At 65.6% G+C, this 18,897-nt stretch carries 18 protein-coding genes; 7 read left to right on the top strand and 11 right to left on the bottom strand.

Annotated elements, in window-relative coordinates:
* Positions 1–5 precede the first annotated feature (5 nt).
* From AC1ROK_RS17850 to AC1ROK_RS17835, 4 genes are all read left to right on the top strand, one after another.
* Positions 6–1,184, top strand: coding sequence for an aldose 1-epimerase family protein (locus tag AC1ROK_RS17850; RefSeq protein ID WP_492849353.1), 1,179 nt, complete (start codon positions 6–8; stop codon positions 1,182–1,184).
* Entirely contained in the window at positions 1,184–1,948 is a 765-nt protein-coding gene (locus AC1ROK_RS17845) for an SDR family NAD(P)-dependent oxidoreductase (RefSeq protein WP_492849351.1), read from the top strand. Before AC1ROK_RS17850 ends, AC1ROK_RS17845 begins: the two co-directional genes overlap by 1 nt.
* A gap of 191 nt (positions 1,949–2,139) precedes the next feature.
* Positions 2,140–3,333, top strand: a complete 1,194-nt coding sequence (locus tag AC1ROK_RS17840) for a CaiB/BaiF CoA transferase family protein (protein WP_492849349.1) — start codon at positions 2,140–2,142, stop codon at positions 3,331–3,333.
* Positions 3,330–4,100 (top strand): enoyl-CoA hydratase/isomerase family protein, encoded by a 771-nt coding sequence (locus AC1ROK_RS17835; RefSeq protein WP_492849347.1) that lies wholly within the window; start codon positions 3,330–3,332, stop codon positions 4,098–4,100. The genes AC1ROK_RS17840 and AC1ROK_RS17835 overlap by 4 nt, the downstream gene beginning before the upstream one ends.
* A gap of 216 nt (positions 4,101–4,316) precedes the next feature.
* On the opposite strand, the gene AC1ROK_RS17830 is transcribed toward AC1ROK_RS17835, so the two are convergent.
* The 4 genes from AC1ROK_RS17830 to AC1ROK_RS17815 are packed head-to-tail and all read right to left on the bottom strand — an operon-like array spanning position 4,317 to position 8,280.
* The gene (locus AC1ROK_RS17830; RefSeq protein WP_492849345.1) at positions 4,317–5,225 is read right to left on the bottom strand and encodes an ROK family protein; all 909 of its coding nucleotides are present in this window, start codon (positions 5,223–5,225) and stop codon (positions 4,317–4,319) included.
* Positions 5,222–6,100 (bottom strand): carbohydrate ABC transporter permease, encoded by an 879-nt coding sequence (locus AC1ROK_RS17825; RefSeq protein ID WP_492849343.1) that lies wholly within the window; start codon positions 6,098–6,100, stop codon positions 5,222–5,224. Before AC1ROK_RS17825 ends, AC1ROK_RS17830 begins: the two co-directional genes overlap by 4 nt.
* The gene (locus AC1ROK_RS17820; protein WP_492849341.1) at positions 6,087–7,016 is read right to left on the bottom strand and encodes a carbohydrate ABC transporter permease; all 930 of its coding nucleotides are present in this window, start codon (positions 7,014–7,016) and stop codon (positions 6,087–6,089) included. The genes AC1ROK_RS17825 and AC1ROK_RS17820 overlap by 14 nt, the downstream gene beginning before the upstream one ends.
* Positions 7,017–7,020: 4 nt before the next feature.
* Positions 7,021–8,280, bottom strand: coding sequence for an ABC transporter substrate-binding protein (locus AC1ROK_RS17815; RefSeq protein WP_492849339.1), 1,260 nt, complete (start codon positions 8,278–8,280; stop codon positions 7,021–7,023).
* Positions 8,281–8,561: 281 nt separating this feature from the next.
* Here AC1ROK_RS17815 and AC1ROK_RS17810 point away from each other — a divergent pair, with 281 nt between their 5' ends.
* From AC1ROK_RS17810 to AC1ROK_RS17800, 3 genes are read left to right on the top strand one after another with little or no spacing between them, the layout of a single operon-like run.
* The gene (locus tag AC1ROK_RS17810) at positions 8,562–9,308 is read left to right on the top strand and encodes a GntR family transcriptional regulator (RefSeq protein WP_492849337.1); all 747 of its coding nucleotides are present in this window, start codon (positions 8,562–8,564) and stop codon (positions 9,306–9,308) included.
* Complete coding sequence (locus AC1ROK_RS17805; protein ID WP_492849335.1) at positions 9,305–10,864, top strand: DUF4127 family protein; 1,560 nt, start codon at positions 9,305–9,307, stop codon at positions 10,862–10,864. The genes AC1ROK_RS17810 and AC1ROK_RS17805 overlap by 4 nt, the downstream gene beginning before the upstream one ends.
* Positions 10,861–11,559, top strand: a complete 699-nt coding sequence (locus tag AC1ROK_RS17800; protein WP_492849333.1) for an N-acetylmannosamine-6-phosphate 2-epimerase — start codon at positions 10,861–10,863, stop codon at positions 11,557–11,559. The genes AC1ROK_RS17805 and AC1ROK_RS17800 overlap by 4 nt, the downstream gene beginning before the upstream one ends.
* A 189-nt stretch (positions 11,560–11,748) precedes the next feature.
* On the opposite strand, the gene AC1ROK_RS17795 is transcribed toward AC1ROK_RS17800, so the two are convergent.
* The 7 genes from AC1ROK_RS17795 to AC1ROK_RS17765 all read right to left on the bottom strand — a co-directional run bounded on the left by AC1ROK_RS17795 (position 11,749) and on the right by AC1ROK_RS17765 (position 18,777).
* Positions 11,749–12,420 (bottom strand): exopolysaccharide biosynthesis protein, encoded by a 672-nt coding sequence (locus tag AC1ROK_RS17795; protein ID WP_492849331.1) that lies wholly within the window; start codon positions 12,418–12,420, stop codon positions 11,749–11,751.
* A complete protein-coding gene (locus tag AC1ROK_RS17790; protein WP_492849329.1) occupies positions 12,420–12,803 on the bottom strand; it encodes an SHOCT domain-containing protein in 384 nt (127 codons plus the stop codon). Before AC1ROK_RS17790 ends, AC1ROK_RS17795 begins: the two co-directional genes overlap by 1 nt.
* A gap of 485 nt (positions 12,804–13,288) precedes the next feature.
* Positions 13,289–14,377, bottom strand: coding sequence for a sialidase family protein (locus AC1ROK_RS17785; protein ID WP_492849327.1), 1,089 nt, complete (start codon positions 14,375–14,377; stop codon positions 13,289–13,291).
* A 58-nt stretch (positions 14,378–14,435) separates the two neighbouring features.
* Positions 14,436–15,359 carry a carbohydrate ABC transporter permease gene (locus AC1ROK_RS17780; protein ID WP_492849325.1) on the bottom strand — a complete coding sequence of 308 codons (924 nt, stop codon included), beginning with the start codon at positions 15,357–15,359 and terminating at the stop codon, positions 14,436–14,438.
* Positions 15,356–16,258: a carbohydrate ABC transporter permease gene (locus AC1ROK_RS17775; protein WP_492849323.1), complete on the bottom strand. Its 903-nt coding sequence runs from the start codon at positions 16,256–16,258 to the stop codon at positions 15,356–15,358. The genes AC1ROK_RS17780 and AC1ROK_RS17775 overlap by 4 nt, the downstream gene beginning before the upstream one ends.
* 73 nt (positions 16,259–16,331) lie before the next feature.
* Positions 16,332–17,609 carry an extracellular solute-binding protein gene (locus AC1ROK_RS17770; RefSeq protein WP_492849321.1) on the bottom strand — a complete coding sequence of 426 codons (1,278 nt, stop codon included), beginning with the start codon at positions 17,607–17,609 and terminating at the stop codon, positions 16,332–16,334.
* Between the two features lie 73 nt (positions 17,610–17,682).
* Positions 17,683–18,777 carry an ABC transporter ATP-binding protein gene (locus tag AC1ROK_RS17765; RefSeq protein WP_492849319.1) on the bottom strand — a complete coding sequence of 365 codons (1,095 nt, stop codon included), beginning with the start codon at positions 18,775–18,777 and terminating at the stop codon, positions 17,683–17,685.
* Between the last annotated feature and the right edge of the window lie 120 nt (positions 18,778–18,897).

Below are 18,897 nucleotides of genomic sequence, written 5' to 3'. Positions count from 1 at the left end.
GCCCGATGGTTGAGCTCAACGGCCGGACCTACACCCGTCGGGAGATCGCCGAGCGCGCCGGCATGCTGAGCCAGTTCGCCGGCGTGCGGTTGATGGAACTGAGCGACGGGGTCGAGCGCGGCATTCGCATGCTCGAATTCCGCACTGGTTCGGGCCTCCGCTTCACCGCGCTGGTCGACCGCGCCCTCGACATCGCCGACTGCGAGTTCAAGGGCCAGGCGATCGGCTGGAACTCGCCGGCCGGCTTCCGCCACCCGGGCCTACATGAATATGAAGGCGAAGGCGGCCTCGCCTGGGCCCGTTCGTTCTCGGGCCTGCTGGTCACCTGCGGGCTCGACCACATCCTTTTCATGAACGAGGTGCCGGCCGAGAGCTATGTCTACTCGCCCAAGCCGACCGTCAGCCATTCGCTGCACGGCCGCGTCGGCACCATCCCGGCAAAGCTCACCGGCTATGGCGAGGAGTGGCGCGGCGACGACTGCGTGCTGTGGGCCGAGGGCGTCGTGCAGCAATCCGCGGTGTTCGGCGAAGACCTGCACCTCGTCCGCCGCATCGAAGCCGATGTCGGCGGCAAGGAGATCCGGATCAGCGATCGGGTGGTCAACCACGGCTTCTACAGGACGCCGCACATGTACTGCTACCACATCAATGTCGGCCACCCGGTACTCGACGAAGGGTCGCGCTATCTCGCACCGATCCGCGACGTGGTCTGGGCCGCGCATGCCGGCGAGGCTTACAGGAAGCAGGGCGTCGGCTACCGCACCCTCAGTGCCCCAAAGCTCGATTTCCACGAGCAGGTCTGGCAGCACGAGCTTGGCGCCGGTGCCGGAGGCAAGCAGTTCGTTGCCCTGGTCAACGATCGCGTCGGGCTGGGCTTCGAGGTTGCAACCGACAAGGCCCAGTTCCCCTGCCTCTACGAATGGCAGAACCTGCAGGCCGGCCAATATGCCCTGGGCATCGAGCCCTCTACCAACCACGTGCTCGGCAACAATGCCGCTCGCGAACGCGGCGAGATGATCTGGCTGCAGCACGGCGAAGAGCGTCGCTACGACAGCACCTTCCGCATCCTCGACGGCGCAACCGAGATCGCGGCGAGTGAGGCCCGCATTCGCGCCATCTCCACCCAGCCCGAAGACGAGTACCCCGCGCCGTCCGGCAACCACCTGAAGATCGAGGGACGCTGATGGGCGCGGATCGCTTCGGCTCGCTCGAGGGCAGGACCATCCTCTATACCGGCGCAGCCGGTGGGCTGGGGCTGGAGACGACGCTCGAAATGCTGCGCTCGGGCGCGAAGGTCGTCGCCATCGACAACGACGCCAACAAGGTTGCGGCGCTGCTCCAAGCTGCCACGGGTCTCAGCGGCCTTACTGTCGCCAGGCTCGATCTCGCCGATCTCACCGGGCTGCACGCCGGGCTGCAAAAACTCTCGGCCGAGGTCGGCGGCTTCGACATCGTCATCAACAATGCCGCGATCTATCCCTCAAAGCCCTTCGAGGACTACACGATCGAAGAGATGCAGCTGGTGCAGCGCGTCAATGTCGATGCCGGCATCGTCTGCGTGCAGGTGGCGCTGCCGCACATGAAGGCGGCGAAACGTGGCCGGATCATTAACATCTCGTCGGTGACCATCTCGGGCGGCTGGTCTGACCTGACGCCCTATGTGCAATCGAAGATGGCGCTGGTCGGCCTGACCCGCTCATGGGCGCGCGAGTTCGGTAGGCACGGCATCACCGTCAACGCAGTGGCGCCGGGCGCCTTCCCCACCGATGCCGAAAAGATCCACCCGGACCTGCCGGCCTACGAAAGGCGCATCTACGAAGCGCAGGCGCTGCAACGCCGTGGCGCACCTGATGATATCGCCAACATCCTGATGTTCCTCGCCTCCGACGCCGCTTCCTTCATCACCGGCCAGACCATCCATGTGGATGGCGGCTGGTACATGCATTGATGGGTAAGAGCATGTGGCCCCACCCCCTCCCGGCCTCCCCCATCAAGGGGGAGGTGTGGATTCGTGCTTTTGGCTCGATCCCGCCTCACACACCGACCGGCACCTCCCCCTTGATGGAGGAGGATGGGAGGGGGTGGGGCCACCCACACCAAAGCAACGTCCTCCCATCTCAACCTCACGAGTTCTGACCCATGGGTATTCTCTCCGGCTACCGCGTTCTCGATTGCTCCATCGCCATGGCGGGCCCGTTCGCGGCCCAGCGGCTGGGGGATCTCGGCGCCGATGTGGTGAAGGTCGAGCCGGTGACCGGCGAGTGGCAGCGCCACACCGCGGCGGGCGGGGCGCGCGGCAACAAGGTCAACGTCTCGTTCCTGTCGCTCAACCGCAACAAGCGCTCGCTGGCGGTCGACCTCAAGGATCCCGACGGCAAGGCGGTGCTGCTCGAGCTGGTGAAGACCGCCGACGTGTTCCTGCAGAACTATCGGCCGGGCGTCGCCAAGCGCCTCGGGGTCGACTACGAGACGCTGTCGAAGATCAACCCGCGCCTGGTCTACGTCTCGATCTCCGGCTATGGCGAGGATGGCCCCTATCTCAACCGCCCCGGCCAGGATCTGGTGCTGCAGGGCATGTCCGGCGCCATGCTGTCGGCCGGCCGTGAAGGCGAGCCGCCCAATGCGGCGGGCCAATACCTGGTCGACGGCATCACCGCCTATACCGCCTTCGAGGGCGCGCTGGCGGCGCTGCTGCATCGCGAGCGCACCGGCGAGGGCCAGCTGGTGCAGGTGAACATGCTCGACGCCATCACCACCATCCAGATGCAGGAACTCTCGGTGTTCACCGTCGGCCATAAGCCGCAGGTGCGCTCGGCCGAGCCGCATGCCCATGTCTATATCCGCGCGCCCTACGGCGCCTTCGCCACCTCCGATGGCTTCATCATCGTCGCCTTCCCCAAGCTCGCCAATCTCGGCCAGACCATCGGTGAGCCGAGCTTTCTCGACATGGATGACGAGGTCGACACCTGGACGAAGCGCGACGAGATCTTTTCGAAGACGCGCGACCGGCTGAAGACCAAGACCACCGCCGAGTGGCTGGAGCTGCTGCGAGCCGCCGACATCTGGTGCGGCCCGGTCTATGGTTATGCCGACCTGGTCGAGGACGAGCAGATCAAGCACAACGGCACCTTCGTCGAGTACGACCACCCGACCGAGGGCCATGTGAAGACCCCGGGCTTCCCGATCCGGTTTTCCAAGACCCCATCGACGGTCGAGCGCGGCGCCCCGGTGGTCGGCCAGCACAGCCGTGACGTGCTACGCGAAGCCGGCTTCGACGACGCAGCGATCGAACAACTGCTGTCCAAGGGCGCAGTGGCGGAGAACGAGATATGAGCGAGAACATCCTCGTCGAGCGCGACGGCTTTGTCGGTGTCATCACCATCAACCGGCCGGAAAAACTCAACGCCATGACGCCGGAAATGGCGGCGGCGCTGGTGGCCGCGGTCACCGAGTTCAATGGTGACGACGCCATCCGGGCCGTGGTCCTGACCGGCGCCGGCGAGAAGGCGTTCTCCGCCGGGTCCGACATCCGCACCCTCGATGACTACGACAGCGCCTGGAATTTCCGCAACCGGCCGGATTACTGCGACGCCATTCGCGCGCTGCTGAAGCCATCCATTGCAGCCATCAACGGCTATGCCTTCGGCGGCGGGCTCGAGACCGCCATGGCCTGCGACATCCGCATCGCCTCGGATAATGCCAGCTTCGCCGCACCCGAGATCAAGCTCGGCTGGATCGGTGGCGGCGGCATGGCGGTGAACCTCGCCCATGCGGTGGGTCCGTCCAATGCCGCGCTGATGATCATGACCGGCGATCCGATCGATGCCGCGACGGCCGAGCGCTGGGGCCTCGTCTCTCGCATCGTGCCGCGCACCGAGCTGCTGGCCGAAGCCAGGCGCCTTGCCGCCACCATCGCCTCACGTGCGCCGATTGCCGCCGAGACGGCGAAGCTGAACCTTCGCGCCGCCTGGGAATTGTCGATCGCCAACGCCATCAGCTACGAGCGCGACCTGCAGGCGATCTGCTTTGCCACCGAGGATGCGGGGGAAGGCCGGGCGGCATTCAAGGAGAAGCGGACACCAACGTTCAAGCGGCGGTAGCTCTCAGTCGTTGCTGAGTGGGGCCCCTCTTCCCTTCTCCCCTCAGGGGAGAAGGTGGCGCGAAGCGCCGGTTGAGGGGTGAAGCGGTGCAACACGCGCTCGCTGAGATGCTGAACCCCTCACCCTAGTTCCGCTACGGACCTATCGGTCCGAGCTGCACTACCCTCTCCCCTCAGGGGAGAGGGGTGGCGCCTGTGGCCCTGAGCTGCGTAGATTTCAAGCCGCCCCGAACGCCGCCAGTGCCGCGCCGATCAAGCATGCCGTCGGCCCATATTTTGCCGGCACGATCTCCACCACTTTCGACAGCCCCAGCGCCTCGCGCTTCGCCGCTACGCGCGCCGGCTGCAGCAACCGGTCGCCCAGTGCCAAGACGCCCCCGGCCACCACGACGATCTCGGCATCGACCACATTGTTGGCGCTGCCCAGCACCGCGCCCAGCACGTCCGCCGCCTCGGCGATCACCGCCTGCGCCTCGGCGTCATCAGCTTCGGCCAGCGCCGCGATCTGCCTGAGGTTCCGCTCGTGCCCCGTGCGCCGCGCGTACTCGATCTCCATCGCCGTGCCGCTGGCATAGGCCTCGAGATGGTCGGTGCCGCCGCAGGGGCACGGCCGGCCCTGCCGCAGCGGCGAGAGGTGATGCCCGACACTGCCGGCAATGCCATAGGCACCGCGCTCGACCCGGCCGTTGCGCACCAGCGAACCGCCGACGCCGGTGCCCAGTGCCACGATCAGCGCCGAGCGCTTGCCGCTGGCGGCGCCGAGCACGCCTTCGCATAGCCCTGACGCCTGCACATCGTTGAGCACCGTCACCGGCAGGCCGAGTTCTTCATTCAGCCGCTGCTGCAGCCGCGTGCCAGCCCAGCCGCTCAGATGATCGGTCGCCGAAGTGATCTCGCCCTGTTCGCCGACCACGCCGGCCGTGCCGACGCCGCAGCGGCTGACCGGCGATGGCGCACCCGCCAGCACTTCTTTGGCCAGCGCGGCGACCGCAGCAATGATCGCCTCCGCCCCCTCGCGGGCCGGGGTCGCGACCTGCCGGCTCATGACGATGGTGCCCGCCGCATCGACCAGTCCGACGAGGATCTTGGTGCCGCCGATATCGACGGCGAGGGCAACCTCGCTCACTTCAGCGCACCCGTGGCGATGCCGCCGATGAAGTAGCGCTGGAACACCAGAAAGATCAGGAAGGCCGGCAGCGTGAACAGCACGCACGACGCCATCAGCGGCCCCCATTGCACCCCGTGTTCGCCGAGGAACGAGTAGAGCCCGATCGACAGCGTGTAGCTCTCTTCCTCATTGAGGTAGATCAGCGGGTAGAGGAAATCCGTCCACGCCCAGACGAACTGGAACACCGCCGAGGTGATCAGCGCCGGGCGAGCGATGGGAAGCACGATCGACCAGTAGATGCGGAACTCCGAGGCCCCATCGACCTTGGCCGCCTCGATCAGCTCGTCCGGCACGCTCAGCAGGAACTGCCGGATCAGAAAGATGAAAAACGGCGTGCCGAGAAAGGCTGGGATCACCAGCGGCAGGATGGTGCCCGTGGCGCCGATCTTGTTCCACATCATGTAGATCGGGATCAGCGTCACCTGCGGCGGCAGCATCATGGTGGCGAGCACCATGATGAAGAGCAGGTTCCGACCCTTCCAGCGCAGCTTGCTCAGCGAGTAAGCCACCAGCGGCGAGACCAGCACGGTGCCCAGCACGCTCAACCCGGCGATCACCACCGTGTTGAGCAGGAACCGGAAGAACGGGATCTGCGTCAGCGCGCCGACGAAATGGTCTAGCGTCCAGGTGCGTGGCAACAGCTCCGGCGGCGCCATGAAGATCTCGTCCGAGACCTTGAAGGCCGTCGTCAGCATGACGATGAACGGGAAGACGAACACCAGGGCGAGCAGGATCACCAGGGCGTAGCGATAGATGGTCATCAGCCAGCCAAAGCGGCCGCCGACCGGCACGCGCTCGCCGAGCGCTGTGCCCTGAAACTCAGCGGTTGTCATAGAACACCCACTTCTTGGCCGACCACAGGATCAGCAAGGTAATGGCCAGCGTCACGAACAGCAGCACCCAGGCCATCGCCGAGGCGTAGCCCATCTTCAGGAAAGTGAAGCCGTTCTGGAACAGGTAGATCGAGTAGCTCAGCATCGAGTCGCCCGGTCCGGTCGCGGTCTGCGTGCCGAGCCCCGGGTCCTTCGAGAGCACGAACGGCTGGGTGAACACCTGCAGGAACGCGATGATCAGGACGATCACCTGGAACAGCGTCACCGGCGAGATCATCGGCCAGGTGATGTGCCAGAAGCGGCGCAGCGGCCCGGCCCCGTCGAGCTCGGCCGCCTCATAGAGTTCCTGCGGCACGTTCTTGAGGGCCGCGAGGTAGATCAGCATGGTGCCGCCCACCGTCCAGAGCATCAACACGATCACCGAGATGCCGCCCCAGCTGGCGTCGAGCAGCCAGTTCGGCTGCGGGATGCGGAACCAGCGCAGGATCTCGTTGACGAAGCCGTATTGGGCGTTGAGCAGCCAGCGCCACAAAAAGCCCGCCGCCACTGCCGGCACGATCGAAGGCAGGTAGACCAGCGCCCGCCACAGCGGTTGGCCCTTGAGCTTCTGGTTGAGGATGTGGGCGCCGGCGATCGAGATCGCGATATCCACCGGCACGCCGACGAAGGTGAAGAACAGCGTATTGTAGAGGCTCTTCCAGAATTTGGCGTCCGAGATCATCCGCTCGTAATTGGCCAGCCCAACCCATTTGGGCGCCTTGAACAGGCTGAAATCGGTGAGGCTGTAGTAGCCCGAGGCGAGGATCGGCCACAGGTAGAGCACCAGGAAGCCGATGATGAACGGCGAGGCGAAGGCCAGGCCCTTGAGAAGGGCCCGGCCGGTCGGTTCGCTCTGTGTCGGACGCGCGCTGGACAACAGCTTACTGCGAGTACGAGCCAGTGCGGTCGGCAACGGCCTGCAGCGCCGCTTCCGGAGTCTGGGCGCCCTGCAGCACCGAGTCGAATGCGGACGCGAGGTCGGCATTGTATTCGGCCATGTACAGCGCCGGCGGCAGGCCGTGCGTGTTGGGGTTCTTCAGCGCGTCGAGCCAGACCTTGAAGTTCGGCAGGTCGTCATAGGTGGCGCTGTCGACCAGCGACAGGCGGCCCGGCAGGTTCGCCAGCACGTGGCTGAACTTTTCCATCGCCGGCGGGCTGATCAGGTATTTGACGAACTCCGCCGCGGCTTCCTTGTTGCCGGTATTGGTCGGAATGAAGATCGTCGACACGTCCGCCCAGGTCGAGCCGTTGAGCTCGGGCGTCTTGCCCGGCACCTGCACCACGCCCCAGTCCATACCGGCTTCGGTATTGAACTTGGCGCGCCACTCACCCTCGAACACCATGGCGATCTTGCCCTGCTTGAACGAGTCCTGGTCCGACATATAGGGGCCGAAGCCAGCGACGAACTTGTTGTAGGCCGCGGGAGTCACCGGCGCCACCACGTTGTCGAAGTAGAACTGCACGCCCTCGATAAACCCCGGATCGGTCGGGGTGGGCTTGCCGTCGCGGTTCCAGTCGCCGCCATGCGCATAGCCGAGCGTCTTGAGGCCGGCCGAGATATCGGTGAGCCCGAGGCCGAGCTGGGTGACGTTGCCCTCGGCATCCACCTTGGTCAGCTTCTTGATGGCGTCGGCGAGCTCGGCCATCGAGGTCGGCGGCGTGACGCCGGCTTCATCGAGCAGCTTCTTGTTGTAGACCAGCTGGAAATTGTGAGTGGCGATCGGCACCGAATAGAGCACGCCGTCGACCACCAGCTGCTTCATGGCGCTCTCGGGGAAATCGGCGGTATCGAGGCCGAATTCGTCGAGCGGCAAAAGGATGCCCTGGTTCGCCCACGAGGCGATGTTGGACGCGAAGTTGTCCGAGACGTCGAAGGCACCCTTGGCACTCGACATCGAAGCCAGCTGCTTGGTCATGTCGGGGCTCGACACGCCCTTGACCACGATCTTGTCCTGGCTGGCGTTGAAATCGGTGATGATCTGCTCGAGCGCCGCGCCCTCAGCGCCACCCCACAAATACGAGAAGGTGATCTCGGTCTTGTCCTGCGCGGCAGCGCCGAGCGCCCCACCCAGCAGCATGACCGCACCCAGCGCGGTCGACATCGCGGCATGCGCCGCACGAGCTTGAGCTTTCCGCTCCATCCTGAATTCTCCCTTGGCTACATGCCGTCAAATGGTGTAGCCCAATTTTTCGAAGCACGTCAACATGGCGTCACATTCAGTACGAAATAGGCGGATATCGGTGCAATTGGAGTATACCACTCACTTGCCCGGCCTGAACGAACTGTGCTTTGATGCGCGCTGGAGCGAGATCGGGAAAGGTTGCAGACCTCTCCGGTTCGATCTCGCGACAAACAAGGACTTGGAGCAGGAGTGCGATTCAACGAAACGCAACCCTGTCCCGGTGGGAGGGAATCCGATTCATGGCTGAGACCGCTGGAAACGGTCGCACGGGCACCAAGGGCGCTCAGTTGCGGAGCTATCTGCTCGGCCTCATCGAGAGCGAGCTGAAGCCGCACGAAAAGCTGCCCACCGAGCGCGACCTCGCCGAAACCTTCGGCGTCACCCGCCTCACCGTACGCCGCGCCCTTGACCAGCTCGGCTACGAAGGCCGGGTCTACCGCACGCAAGGCGCCGGCACTTTCGTCTCCGAGCCGCGGATCGCCAAATCGGTGGAGCTGACCTCGTTCACCCAGGACATGCGGGCGCGCGGCCTCGTTCCCGGCTCGCTCGATACGGTGGTCGAAGAGATCCCCGCCGGGGCCGAGATCGGCGCCCGGCTGGCGCTCAGCCCGCGCGACCTCGTCGCCCATATCTCCCGCGTCCGCACCGCCGATGGCGAGCCGATGTGCATCGAGAACACCTATGTCCCGGCCAAGTTGGCGCCCGGCCTCGCGGCGCGCGGCATCGATGGTTCGCTCTACCAGATGCTGACCGAGACCTATCATCTGAAGATCGAGAAGGCCGAGCAGTCGATCCACGCCACCGTGCTCGATCCGCCGCTCGCCAAGCTCCTCGGCGTCCCCGAGTTCTCACCCGCCTTCAAGGTGCTGCGCGTCGCCTATGACAAGAAGAACCAGCGCATCGAATACGCCGAGAGCGTCTATCGCGCCGACCGCTACTCCTACGATTTCGTCATTTTCCGCACGACCAGAGACAATACGAATTGACGTCCACACGTGCCCTTTCCCTCGCCTTCCTTCCCCTCGATGAGCGCCCGGTCAATATCGGCCTGCCCGCCGGTGTCGCCGCCATAGCCGGCGCCACCCTGGTGCTGCCGCCGGCCGAATTGCTGCCCCGGCTCCGCCAGCCCGGCGATGCCGACGGCCTCGGCCGCTGGCTCGAGCGCACGGCGCCCACGACCGACGCGGTAATCGCTTCGCTCGACATGCTCTGCTATGGCGGCCTGATCGCCGCCCGCACCACCGCCGATCCGACGCTCAGCGCCCTCACCCGGCTCGATCTGCTGCGGCGCCTCCACGCCGCCCATCCAGCGCTGCCGCTCTGCGCCGTTTCGCTGGTGATGCGTGCCTCCAACTCGTACAACCCGCAGGAAGAGCCCGATTACTGGGCCCAGCACGGCATGGAGCTGCACAAGCTCGGCGCGCTGCACCATCGCGACCTGCTCGAAACCCTCGGCGCCAGTCATGACGGCAACGCCGAGGCGCTCGCCGCCCTGCGCGCCGCGCTCCCCGGCGACATCGTCGCCGATTTCGAACGCCGGCGGCTGCGCAACCACCACGTCAATCTCGAAGCCATCGCGCTCGCTTCCGAAGGCGTCATCGATCCATTGCTGATCACCGCCGACGATACGGCCGAGCACTCGGCCGGCTCGGCCGAGCAGGTGTGGCTCAAGCAGTGGAGTCACGTCCTTCCCATCTCAGGCGAAGTGCTGATGTATCCCGGCGCCGACGAGGTGGCGGCGGTGCTGGTGGCGCGCCAGTTGGGCGCCCGCTTCGGCGTCACTCCGCGCTTCACCGTCGAATGCGCCGATCCGCCGGGGATGCAGCGTATCGCCAAATACGAGAACAGCCCGATGCACGAGGCGGTCGACCGCCAGCTCCGTGCCAGCGGCTCCGTCACCGTCACCGACCCCGAGGCCATGGCCCTCGTCGTCCACGCCCCCGACCCCAGGCGCCGCGACCATTGCGGCATGGTGGTAGAGAAGTCCGGCACGGGGCACGACGGGGCCGAGTCGATCTTCGATGCCGATGATGCCGCCGAGGCCAACAAGACCGCCGATCTCATCGCGGGGTTGCTGGCCGCCGGCCGTGAGGTGGCGCTTGCCGACCTGCGCTATTCCAACGGCGCCGATCCGCTGCTGATCGAGGAGCTGCACCGCCGCGGCATCCTGCTCGAGCTCGTCGCCTATGGCGGCTGGAACACCGCCGGCAATGCGCTCGGCTCGGTGGTCGCCGCAGCTGCCGCGATCCAGATCGGCCGCGCCGCCGGCACCTATGACGCAAGCGCCGCGCGCCGCGTGCTGCTGCACCGGCTGATCGAGGATTTCGCCTATATGACCGAAGTCCGCCGGCCGCTGAACGCCGGCGTCTACACCTTCCCCGACCGCGCCGAAGAAGCGGCGGCGGAAAGCTCTATCGGCGCCGGCCTCGACGCCACCCTGAAGCGCCTCACCGGGCGGAACGACCTCGGCATCACCGCCGTCCGCTTCCCCTGGCACCGCAGCTTCGAAGTCGACTTCACCATCGCCGGGGATCTCTCGTGACTAGCCCTACTGTGCTCAAGCGCCTCGAGCGCCGGCTGATCGTTTCCTCGCAGGCGATGAACCCCCTGAGCCCGCTGCGCCAGCGGCCCGATGTCCTGGCGCTGCTTGCCGAAGCGGCCGAGCTCGGCGGCGCCGGCGGCTTCCGCGTCAACGGTGCCGACGTCGTCGGCCTGCTGCGGCCGCGCACCAGCCTGCCGATCATCGGCATCGTCAAGGACACCCGCGAAGGGTTCGACAACTACATCACCACCTCCAGCGCCGACGCCGAGGCGCTCTGTGCGGCCGGGGCGGACATCGTCGCCATCCAGGCGACATCAGGCACCCGGCCGGGCGAGAGCTTTGCCGAGATCGCCGCCACCACCCACCGGCTCGGGAAGCTCGTGATGGCCGATATCGCAACGCTCAGCGAAGCGCGGCAGGCCGCCGCCGAGGGGGCTGACCTCATCGCCACGACCATGGTCGGCCATACCGCGCTGACTGAGGGCCAGGCGCGTCCGCCACTCGACCTGGTGTCCGAGATCGTTGCGGCGCTCGACGTCCCGCTGGTGGTCGAAGGCGGCATCTGGACCCCCGAACACGTCGCCGCCTCATTCGAACGCGGCGCCTTCGCCGTGGTCTGCGGCTCCGCCATCACCGCCCCGGACATCATCACCGAGCGACTGGTCGCGGCGATTCCGTCGTCCCCTCGCCCCTGAGGGGAGAGGGTGGTGCAGCTAGGACCGACAGGTCCGTAGCGGAACACGGGTGAGGGGTTCAGCTTCTCAGCGGGCGCCTATTGAGCCGCTTCACCCTCATCCGGCGCTTCGCGCCACCTCCCGGCGAGGGCTATGCCCTCGTCCGGTTCCCCTGAGCGGAGAACCGACCCGGCCCACCGCCGCGAATTCCTAAACCACCGTATCGATCGCCCACAGCAACGCGATGATCGCCAGCACGGCGATCACCAGCGCGATCACCCCCAGCACGCCGATGAGGATACCGCCGAGGATCAGCCAGCCGTCGCGGTTGAGGATGCCGGCGCTGATCATCGCCACCGCCAGCGAGGGCAGCATGTTGCAGAACGGAATCGGCGGCAGCATCGTCAGCGCCATGATGATGTTGAACAGCCCGAGCAGCGGCAGCATCGGCCGGCTCGACAGCGCCAACAGCCGCGGCGACGAGATCCTGGTCAACGCGTCGGCGATCCGCGCCAGGATATCCATCAGCTTCATCAGCGGCTTCAGCGGCAGCCGCCGCTCGCCGACCCACCGCCACAGATAGATCGGCCGGTGGAACAGCATCAGGATGGCGAACGCCAGGATCACCAGCGAGACGATGAAGTTGTAGCCCGGCGGTGCCGGAAGCAGGTTGAGCAGCGCGAACACCAGCAGCGCCAGCGCATGCGAGTGGATGCCGATGAGCTCGATCAGCCCGTTGCAGGTCAGCCGTGCGTCAGGTTCTTCCGCCACCTTGCGGAGCCTGGCGATCATCTCGGCCAGGGTCGCCTGGATCGGATCGGGCTCGCTGGCCGATGGTGGGGGGGATCTCTCCCCGTCCGCGGGCGTAGTTTCGATCACCATCAGTGCGCCAGGGCGGCGGCCTTGATTTCGGCGAACTCAGCTTCGGTGATCGCACCCTCGCGCAGCAGCGTTTTCGCCCGGGCGATCTGGTCGGCCGGTGTCGTCTGCGCCACTTGGCGGATATAGGCATCGGTCTGCGATTTGAATTTCTGCTCGTCGGCGAGTTGCCGCTGCGCCATCCCCGGGCCGCGCGCGATGATGTAGATCAGCGCCGTCAACAAGGGCACCAGCAGCAGCGCGATGATCCACAGCGCCTTGGCGAAGCCGCCCATGGAATTGTCGCGGAACACATCGACGACGATGCGCAGCAGCACCATCAGGTAGGACAACAGGAAGAAGCTGATGGCAATCAGCCAAAGGAATTCCCAGAAACTCGAAGTCATCTTCATCTCCTCCGCTTGGTTGAGCTTGCCCTGCGCCTTACTGCCGCGCCCGGCTCAGAAGGATAAATGTGCGATTTCGTACATATAGTTTATACTGGAAGCTTAGATGTCCCGCGATGCGGCGCAGATAAACATTTATTGTTGCAGTTTATTACAATGACCGGCGGATGTCATTATTGGGCCTGGGCCGTACATCCGACCGCCCGCACACCCCTCCGAGCTGCGCCAGGTCGCTACGCTCCCAAACTTCGCTTGCCTCCCCCATCCAGGGGAGGCGGGTATCGAGATTGTGGCTGGACGTGGATGATCGACGGAACGTACCCCAGCGTCCCCTCTCCCTTGGGGGAGAGGGCGGCGGATGAGGCCAAAGGCCTCACCGCGGGGTGAGGGGGCCTTGCCGCATACACCGAGCGTGGGGAAGGCCCCCTCCCCCGGCGCTACGCGCCGACCTCTCCCCCCAAGGGAGAGGTGTCAGCGGCTTTGGCCTACACCGAGAACAGCGTCGCCCCGATGAACCGATCGGTGTCCGCGCCATAGTTGTAATAGTACGCGGTCAAGAGCTTGCCATCGGCCCGTATTACCGTGCGCGGATAGCCGAGATCGGCCACACCGCCATCGTCACGCAGCACGATGTCCTCGCCCCACGTCGCACCGTCGTCGCTGCTGACCCTGGCGCGCATGCCATAGGGCGCGTCGCGATAGCCATAGACCAGCACCAGCCGCCCGTCAGCCAGCCGGTTGATCGTCGGCGGGTTGCCGTTATGGCCGACGCTTGGCACGGGCGTGCCGACATGCCGCCAGCTTCCGCCCTCGTCGCTCGAGCGATAGAGGTCGATCCAGGCCCTGCGCTCCGGTCCGCGCGGCGCCGCGCAGCGGACGAAAGTGAGGATGTCGCCGCCGGGCAACCGCAACGACGCCGGCATGATGGCGAAGCCCTCGGGCTCCTCGCCGACAAAGCTCTCGAACGCAAAGCTCCTGCCGCCGTCGCGGGTCCGCGCCGCAAAGATCCGGCCTTCGTCGCCATTGGCCTTCACCGCGGTCAGCAGGAACAGCGCGTCATGCCTGCCGAGCGGCACGATATCGGTGCGCGCCGAAACCCCCGGCAGGCCGAAATCGCCGAGCCGGTACGGACCCTGCCAGCTCCTCGCCCGATCGCGGCTGACATAGAACCAGCTGATCGAGCCGCGATCGAGCCCGGTGCGGGCGCACATCACGATGGTCTCGGGGTCGGTGAAGTCGATCGGCTGGTCGAGCCCTGGGATATCGCGCTCGACCACGATGTTGGGCTGGCTCTGCAGCGCCTCGACCACATGCTCGTCACCCGACAGCGAGGTGCCGCCCGGGATCTGCCCAGTGAACAGCTCATCGCTCCAGCTCAGCCCGCCATCGAAGCTGCGCGCCTGCCGGCCGATGAACGGCCGCGTCTTGTCGCGGGCATGGAGGCTCTCCTCAGCGCCGCGAAAGCCTTGCGAGAACACCACCACCACTTCGTCGCCCCAGATCCACATGCCGTAATTGGCCGGCCAGGCAACGAACTCCCCCTCCTTGCGGTAGATTTCGAGGTTCTGGATCATGGTCAAATCTCCGTCGGGCCTGCGGAAGGCCGGGTCGCAATAGTCGAGTTGGTAAGCGTCAGCCTTTGACGCCGCTGGTGACCGCGCCGTCGATGACGTAGCGCTGCGCGAACAGGAACACGATGATCACCGGCAGGGTGATGAGCGTCGCCATCGCCATCACCACGTTCCAGCGCGCATCGGGCCCGCTCTGCAGCAATTGCAGCCCGATCTGCAGCGTCGCCATCTCGCGCTGCGAGGTGAGGATCAGCGGCCAGATGAAATCGTTCCAGGCGCTCTGGAAGCTCAGCACCCCGAGCACCGCCATGGCCGGCCGCGCCAGCGGCAGCAGGATGCGCCAGAAGATGGTGAAGGTCTTGGCCCCGTCGAGCCGCGCCGATTCCTCGTACTCGACCGGGATGCGCGAGAAGAACTGCCGCATCATGAAGATGCCGAACGGCGTCGCCGCGGTGGGGAGGATCATCCCCCAATAGGTGTTGAGCAGCCCGGTGCCGCCATTGCCCAGCCAGTCATTGCCGCCGGCGAACGGGATGCGCTGCACGATCAGGAAGACCGGCACGATCTGGCTCTGCGCCGGCACCATCAGCAGGCCCACGACCAGCGCGAAGATTAGGTTCTTGCCCTTGAACTGCATCCGCGCCAGGGCGTAGCCGGCCAGCGCGCAGAACACCATGTTGGAGGCGGTCGAGCCAAGCGCGAACACCAGGCTGTTGATCAGCTGCCGCCCGGTATCCGGCCCGGCAATGGCGTCGATATAGTTCTGCCAGACGAGGCTGTTGGGGATGAAGTTGGGCGGAAACTGGAAGGTCTCGGCGTCGGTCTTGAACGAGGTCGACACCATCCACAGGAACGGCGTGATCGTTGCGAGCGCGGCGAAGATCAGCAGGCCGTAGCCGATCGCCCGCTCGGCCAGCGGCCACCAGCGCTGCTGGAACGAGACGGCGGGGACTGCCGGCGTGGCGGCCTGTGCTATCTCGCTCATGACTCACCGCGGCGCATGATCTTGGTCCCGATAATCGAGAACAACAGGATGGCGAGGAACAGCACGGTGGACATCGCCGCCGCATAGCCGAACTCGGTATAGCCGAAGGCGGTCTGGTACATCTGGAACACGATGGTTTCGGTGGAGCCGAGCGGCCCGCCATTGGTCATCACGTAGATCGCGCCGAACACCTGAAAGGTCTGCACGATCAGGATGATCATCAGGTAGAAGGTGACATTGCTGAGCATCGGCACGGTGATGCGGAAAAAGATGTCCTTGCTCTTGGCGCCATCGAGCCGCGCCGCCTCGTAGATATCCTTCGGGATATCCTGCAGGCCGGCGAGATAGATGATCATCGCGGTGCCGAAATCGCGCCAGATCGCCATGACGATCAGCGAGGTCATGGCGAGGTTGGGGCTCTGCAGCCACGGCTGCGGCGGCAGGCCAAGCTGCGCCAGGGTGCCGTTGATCGGGCCCGAATAGGGCTCGTAGACATACATCCACACCACCGCCGCGGCGATCAGCGAGGTCAGCACCGGCAAATAGAAGATGGTGCGAAAGACGATGCGGCCGCGCAGCTTGCCGTTGAGCGCCACCGCCGCGAGCAGCCCCAGCGCCATGGTCGGCAGCGTCACCCCGACTGTGTAGTAGGCGGTGTTGCCCACCGCCTGCCGGAACCGGCTGTCCGACACCAGTTTGATGTAGTTGTCGAACCAGACGAAATTGGTCGGCCTCAGGAACGAGATGTCGGTGAGGCTCATCACCACTGTCGCTGCCGCGGGGAGCAGCAGCGACAGGAACAGGATGATCAGGGCCGGCGTCAGAAAGGCGTAGGCGCTCCAGTTCTGCGTGAAGCTTTGTGGCCGTCGTGCCAGAGCTGTGCTCGATTGCAGCGCCATATCCGTTCCCCCGGAGCGTTTCAGGAAAAGTTGCAGGCTTTTCCGGTTCGAAAACGCGACAAAAACAAGGACCTTAGCGGCCGAGAACCGCGATAACCTCGGCCTCGGCGGCCTTCAACGCTTCCTCGGCGGTGACGCGCTTGAACAGTGTCTCCTGCACGGCGCGGGCGATGATCGTCACCATGCGCGAGAAGGCCGGGATGGCGGCGGCCTTGGGCGGCGCGAAGCTGGCGGTTTTGATGAACTTGGCAAGGAACGGATCGGCCTGCACGGTCGGATCCTGCTGTGCCGCTTTCAGCACCGGCACGTTCTTCGAGGCCAGTGCGAATGCCACCTGCTGCTCCTGCGACAGGGCGAACTCGACGAAGCTCAGGGCCGCGGCCTGGTTCGGCGACGCCTTGGTGACCGCGAAGCTGAAGGGGTCGACCAGCGAGGTGAAGCCGCCCTTCTCCATCGGGATCGGCAACACGTCGAACTCAATGCCGGCCTTCAGCGCATTATTGGTCGAGTAGTTGCCGGCGATGATCATCGCCGCGCGCCCCTGGTTGATCGGGCTCGCCGAACCGCCTGGCCCGAGGCCGAAGCCGAGATCGGTGACCTTGTCGGTGTGCAGCAGCTCGAACATGAAGTTGATCGCCGCGAGGCCTTCGGCGCCGCCGAACGCCGGCGCCGTCAGGTCGTCATTGAACAGCGTGCCGCCGGCCCCCTGCAGCAGCAGGGTGAAGATTTCCCAGGTCTCGAGATCGTTGTGGAACATGCTGAGGCCGGCCACCTCGAGCAGGCCATTGTCCTGCCGCTTGGTGAGCGCCTTGGCCCATTCGCGCAACTCGGCCCAATCCTGCGGCCCCTTGTCCGCATCGAGCCCGGCTTCGGTGACGTATTTGCGGTTGATGCCGAGGCCGCGCGACGTGCCATAGAGCGGCACCGAAACCTGCTGGCCACCAATGTTGCCGTAGGCGAGAAGCGACGCATCGAGACCGGCGAAATCGACATTGGCAAGGCCCGCCTTGAGGTCGGCCAGCTTGTCGCCCGTCGAATAGGTCAGCGTGTAATCCCAGTGCTGGATGAACAGGTCCGGCGCGGTGTTGCCGTTGATGGCGGTGAGGATCTTCTCGTTCAGCTGGCTCGGCTCGGCGAACAGGCTCGAGTTGAGCGCGATCTCCGGGTGCGCCGTCTTGAACGCCGCCTCGAGCGCTTCGCCCGCGGCCTTCTTACTGCCGGCGAGCTGCGACCAGAATACCAGTTGCTGGTCCTGGGCGAAGGCGCGGCCGATACCGCCGGCGGCGGTGATGGCAAGGCTGCTGGCGGCGGCGCCGAAGAGGAACTGCCGGCGGTTGGATTTGAAGGTCATCTCGTTACTCCCTTTTGAGCGCGCGACCGGAGGCATGGTCCTCCTCCCCCGGGTCGCGGGCGATGAAAACGCGTCAGTCGCGGTGTCCGCGGGCATTGCCCGCGGCGTCGAAGAGATGGATCTGCTTGAGCGGCACGTGGACGCCGAGCGGCGCGTCACCAGCAATTGCCGGATCGCCGTTGAACAAGGCAGTCAGCATGCGGCCGCCCTGCTCGCCATAAACGATGGTGTGGAGCCCCAGCCGTTCGACGGTGCGCGGGGTGATGCTGAGCACCAGCGCCGGCTCACCGGGCGCCGCAGTGGTGATTGCTTCGGGGCGGATGCCGATGGTCGCGTCGCCGCCGACGGTGAAGCCGGAGGCGTCGCCCGGCAACGCCACCTGCCCGACCTGAGGCACCTCGAGCAGCACGTTGTGGCCGTCGAGGCCGGCCACCTTGGCGGAAAGAAAGTTCATCGGCGGGCTGCCGATGAAACCGGCGACGAACAGGTTCGCCGGCCGGTGATAGAGATCCATCGGCTTGCCGACCTGCTCGACCTTGCCGGCATTCAGCACCACGATGCGGTCGGCCATGGTCATGGCCTCGAGCTGGTCGTGCGTCACATAGACCATGGTGGAACCGAGCCGACGGTGCAACTGGGTCAGTTCGGAGCGCATCTCCATGCGCAAAGCCGCGTCGAGGTTCGACAGCGGCTCGTCCATCAGGAAGATTTCGGGCTTGCGCACAATGGCGCGGGCGATCGCCACGCGCTGCCGCTGCCCGCCGGAGAGCTTGCTCGGCTTGTCCTGCAGGCGCGTCGTCAACTGCACCGTCGCCGCGGCCTTCGCCACTTCCTCGCGGATATCGGCCTTCGACCGCTTCTCCATCTGCAGCGGGAAGGCGATGTTCTCGAACACGCTCATATGCGGATAGAGCGCATAGGACTGGAACACCATGGCGACCGGCCGTTCGCCGGCCTGCCGCGCCGTCATGTCCTTGTCGCCGATCGCCACCTTGCCGGCGCTGACCGGGTCGAGCCCGGCAATCAGCCGCAACAAAGTCGACTTACCGCAACCCGAGGGGCCGACAAACACCGCGAACTCGCCGTCCTCGATGGCCAGCGACACATCCTTTACCGCCTCGAACGTCCCGTAGGTCTTCGAGACATTCTGAAGTTGCAGCTCGGCCAAGGGCGCCCTCCCACCATGCACGTCCTGTCGGGCTGGGCGGCGGCGTTACCCGCCGTCAAAACCCCTCGCCGATGGATTGACCTTGCAACAGAATCCGGCTCGTGTAAACACATAGATTGA

The organism is Devosia sp. GW821-FHT12F11 (assembly GCF_058806655.1).
Note: the sequence above shows the minus strand (reverse complement) of the source record. Positions and strands in the feature narration are given on the sequence as shown.

What these genes read in the sequence shown, in the direction of transcription:
- AC1ROK_RS17850 (WP_492849353.1), top strand. Translation starts at nt 6, where the DNA reads ATGGTTGAGCTCAACGGCCGGACCTACACCCGTCGGGAGATCGCCGAG.
- AC1ROK_RS17845 (WP_492849351.1), top strand. Translation starts at nt 1,184, where the DNA reads ATGGGCGCGGATCGCTTCGGCTCGCTCGAGGGCAGGACCATCCTCTAT.
- AC1ROK_RS17840 (WP_492849349.1), top strand. Translation starts at nt 2,140, where the DNA reads ATGGGTATTCTCTCCGGCTACCGCGTTCTCGATTGCTCCATCGCCATG.
- AC1ROK_RS17835 (WP_492849347.1), top strand. Translation starts at nt 3,330, where the DNA reads ATGAGCGAGAACATCCTCGTCGAGCGCGACGGCTTTGTCGGTGTCATC.
- AC1ROK_RS17825 (WP_492849343.1), bottom strand. Translation starts at nt 6,100, where the DNA reads ATGACAACCGCTGAGTTTCAGGGCACAGCGCTCGGCGAGCGCGTGCCG.
- AC1ROK_RS17815 (WP_492849339.1), bottom strand. Translation starts at nt 8,280, where the DNA reads ATGGAGCGGAAAGCTCAAGCTCGTGCGGCGCATGCCGCGATGTCGACC.
- AC1ROK_RS17810 (WP_492849337.1), top strand. Translation starts at nt 8,562, where the DNA reads ATGGCTGAGACCGCTGGAAACGGTCGCACGGGCACCAAGGGCGCTCAG.
- AC1ROK_RS17795 (WP_492849331.1), bottom strand. Translation starts at nt 12,420, where the DNA reads ATGGTGATCGAAACTACGCCCGCGGACGGGGAGAGATCCCCCCCACCA.
- AC1ROK_RS17790 (WP_492849329.1), bottom strand. Translation starts at nt 12,803, where the DNA reads ATGACTTCGAGTTTCTGGGAATTCCTTTGGCTGATTGCCATCAGCTTC.
- AC1ROK_RS17785 (WP_492849327.1), bottom strand. Translation starts at nt 14,377, where the DNA reads ATGATCCAGAACCTCGAAATCTACCGCAAGGAGGGGGAGTTCGTTGCC.
- AC1ROK_RS17780 (WP_492849325.1), bottom strand. Translation starts at nt 15,359, where the DNA reads ATGAGCGAGATAGCACAGGCCGCCACGCCGGCAGTCCCCGCCGTCTCG.
- AC1ROK_RS17775 (WP_492849323.1), bottom strand. Translation starts at nt 16,258, where the DNA reads ATGGCGCTGCAATCGAGCACAGCTCTGGCACGACGGCCACAAAGCTTC.
- AC1ROK_RS17770 (WP_492849321.1), bottom strand. Translation starts at nt 17,609, where the DNA reads ATGACCTTCAAATCCAACCGCCGGCAGTTCCTCTTCGGCGCCGCCGCC.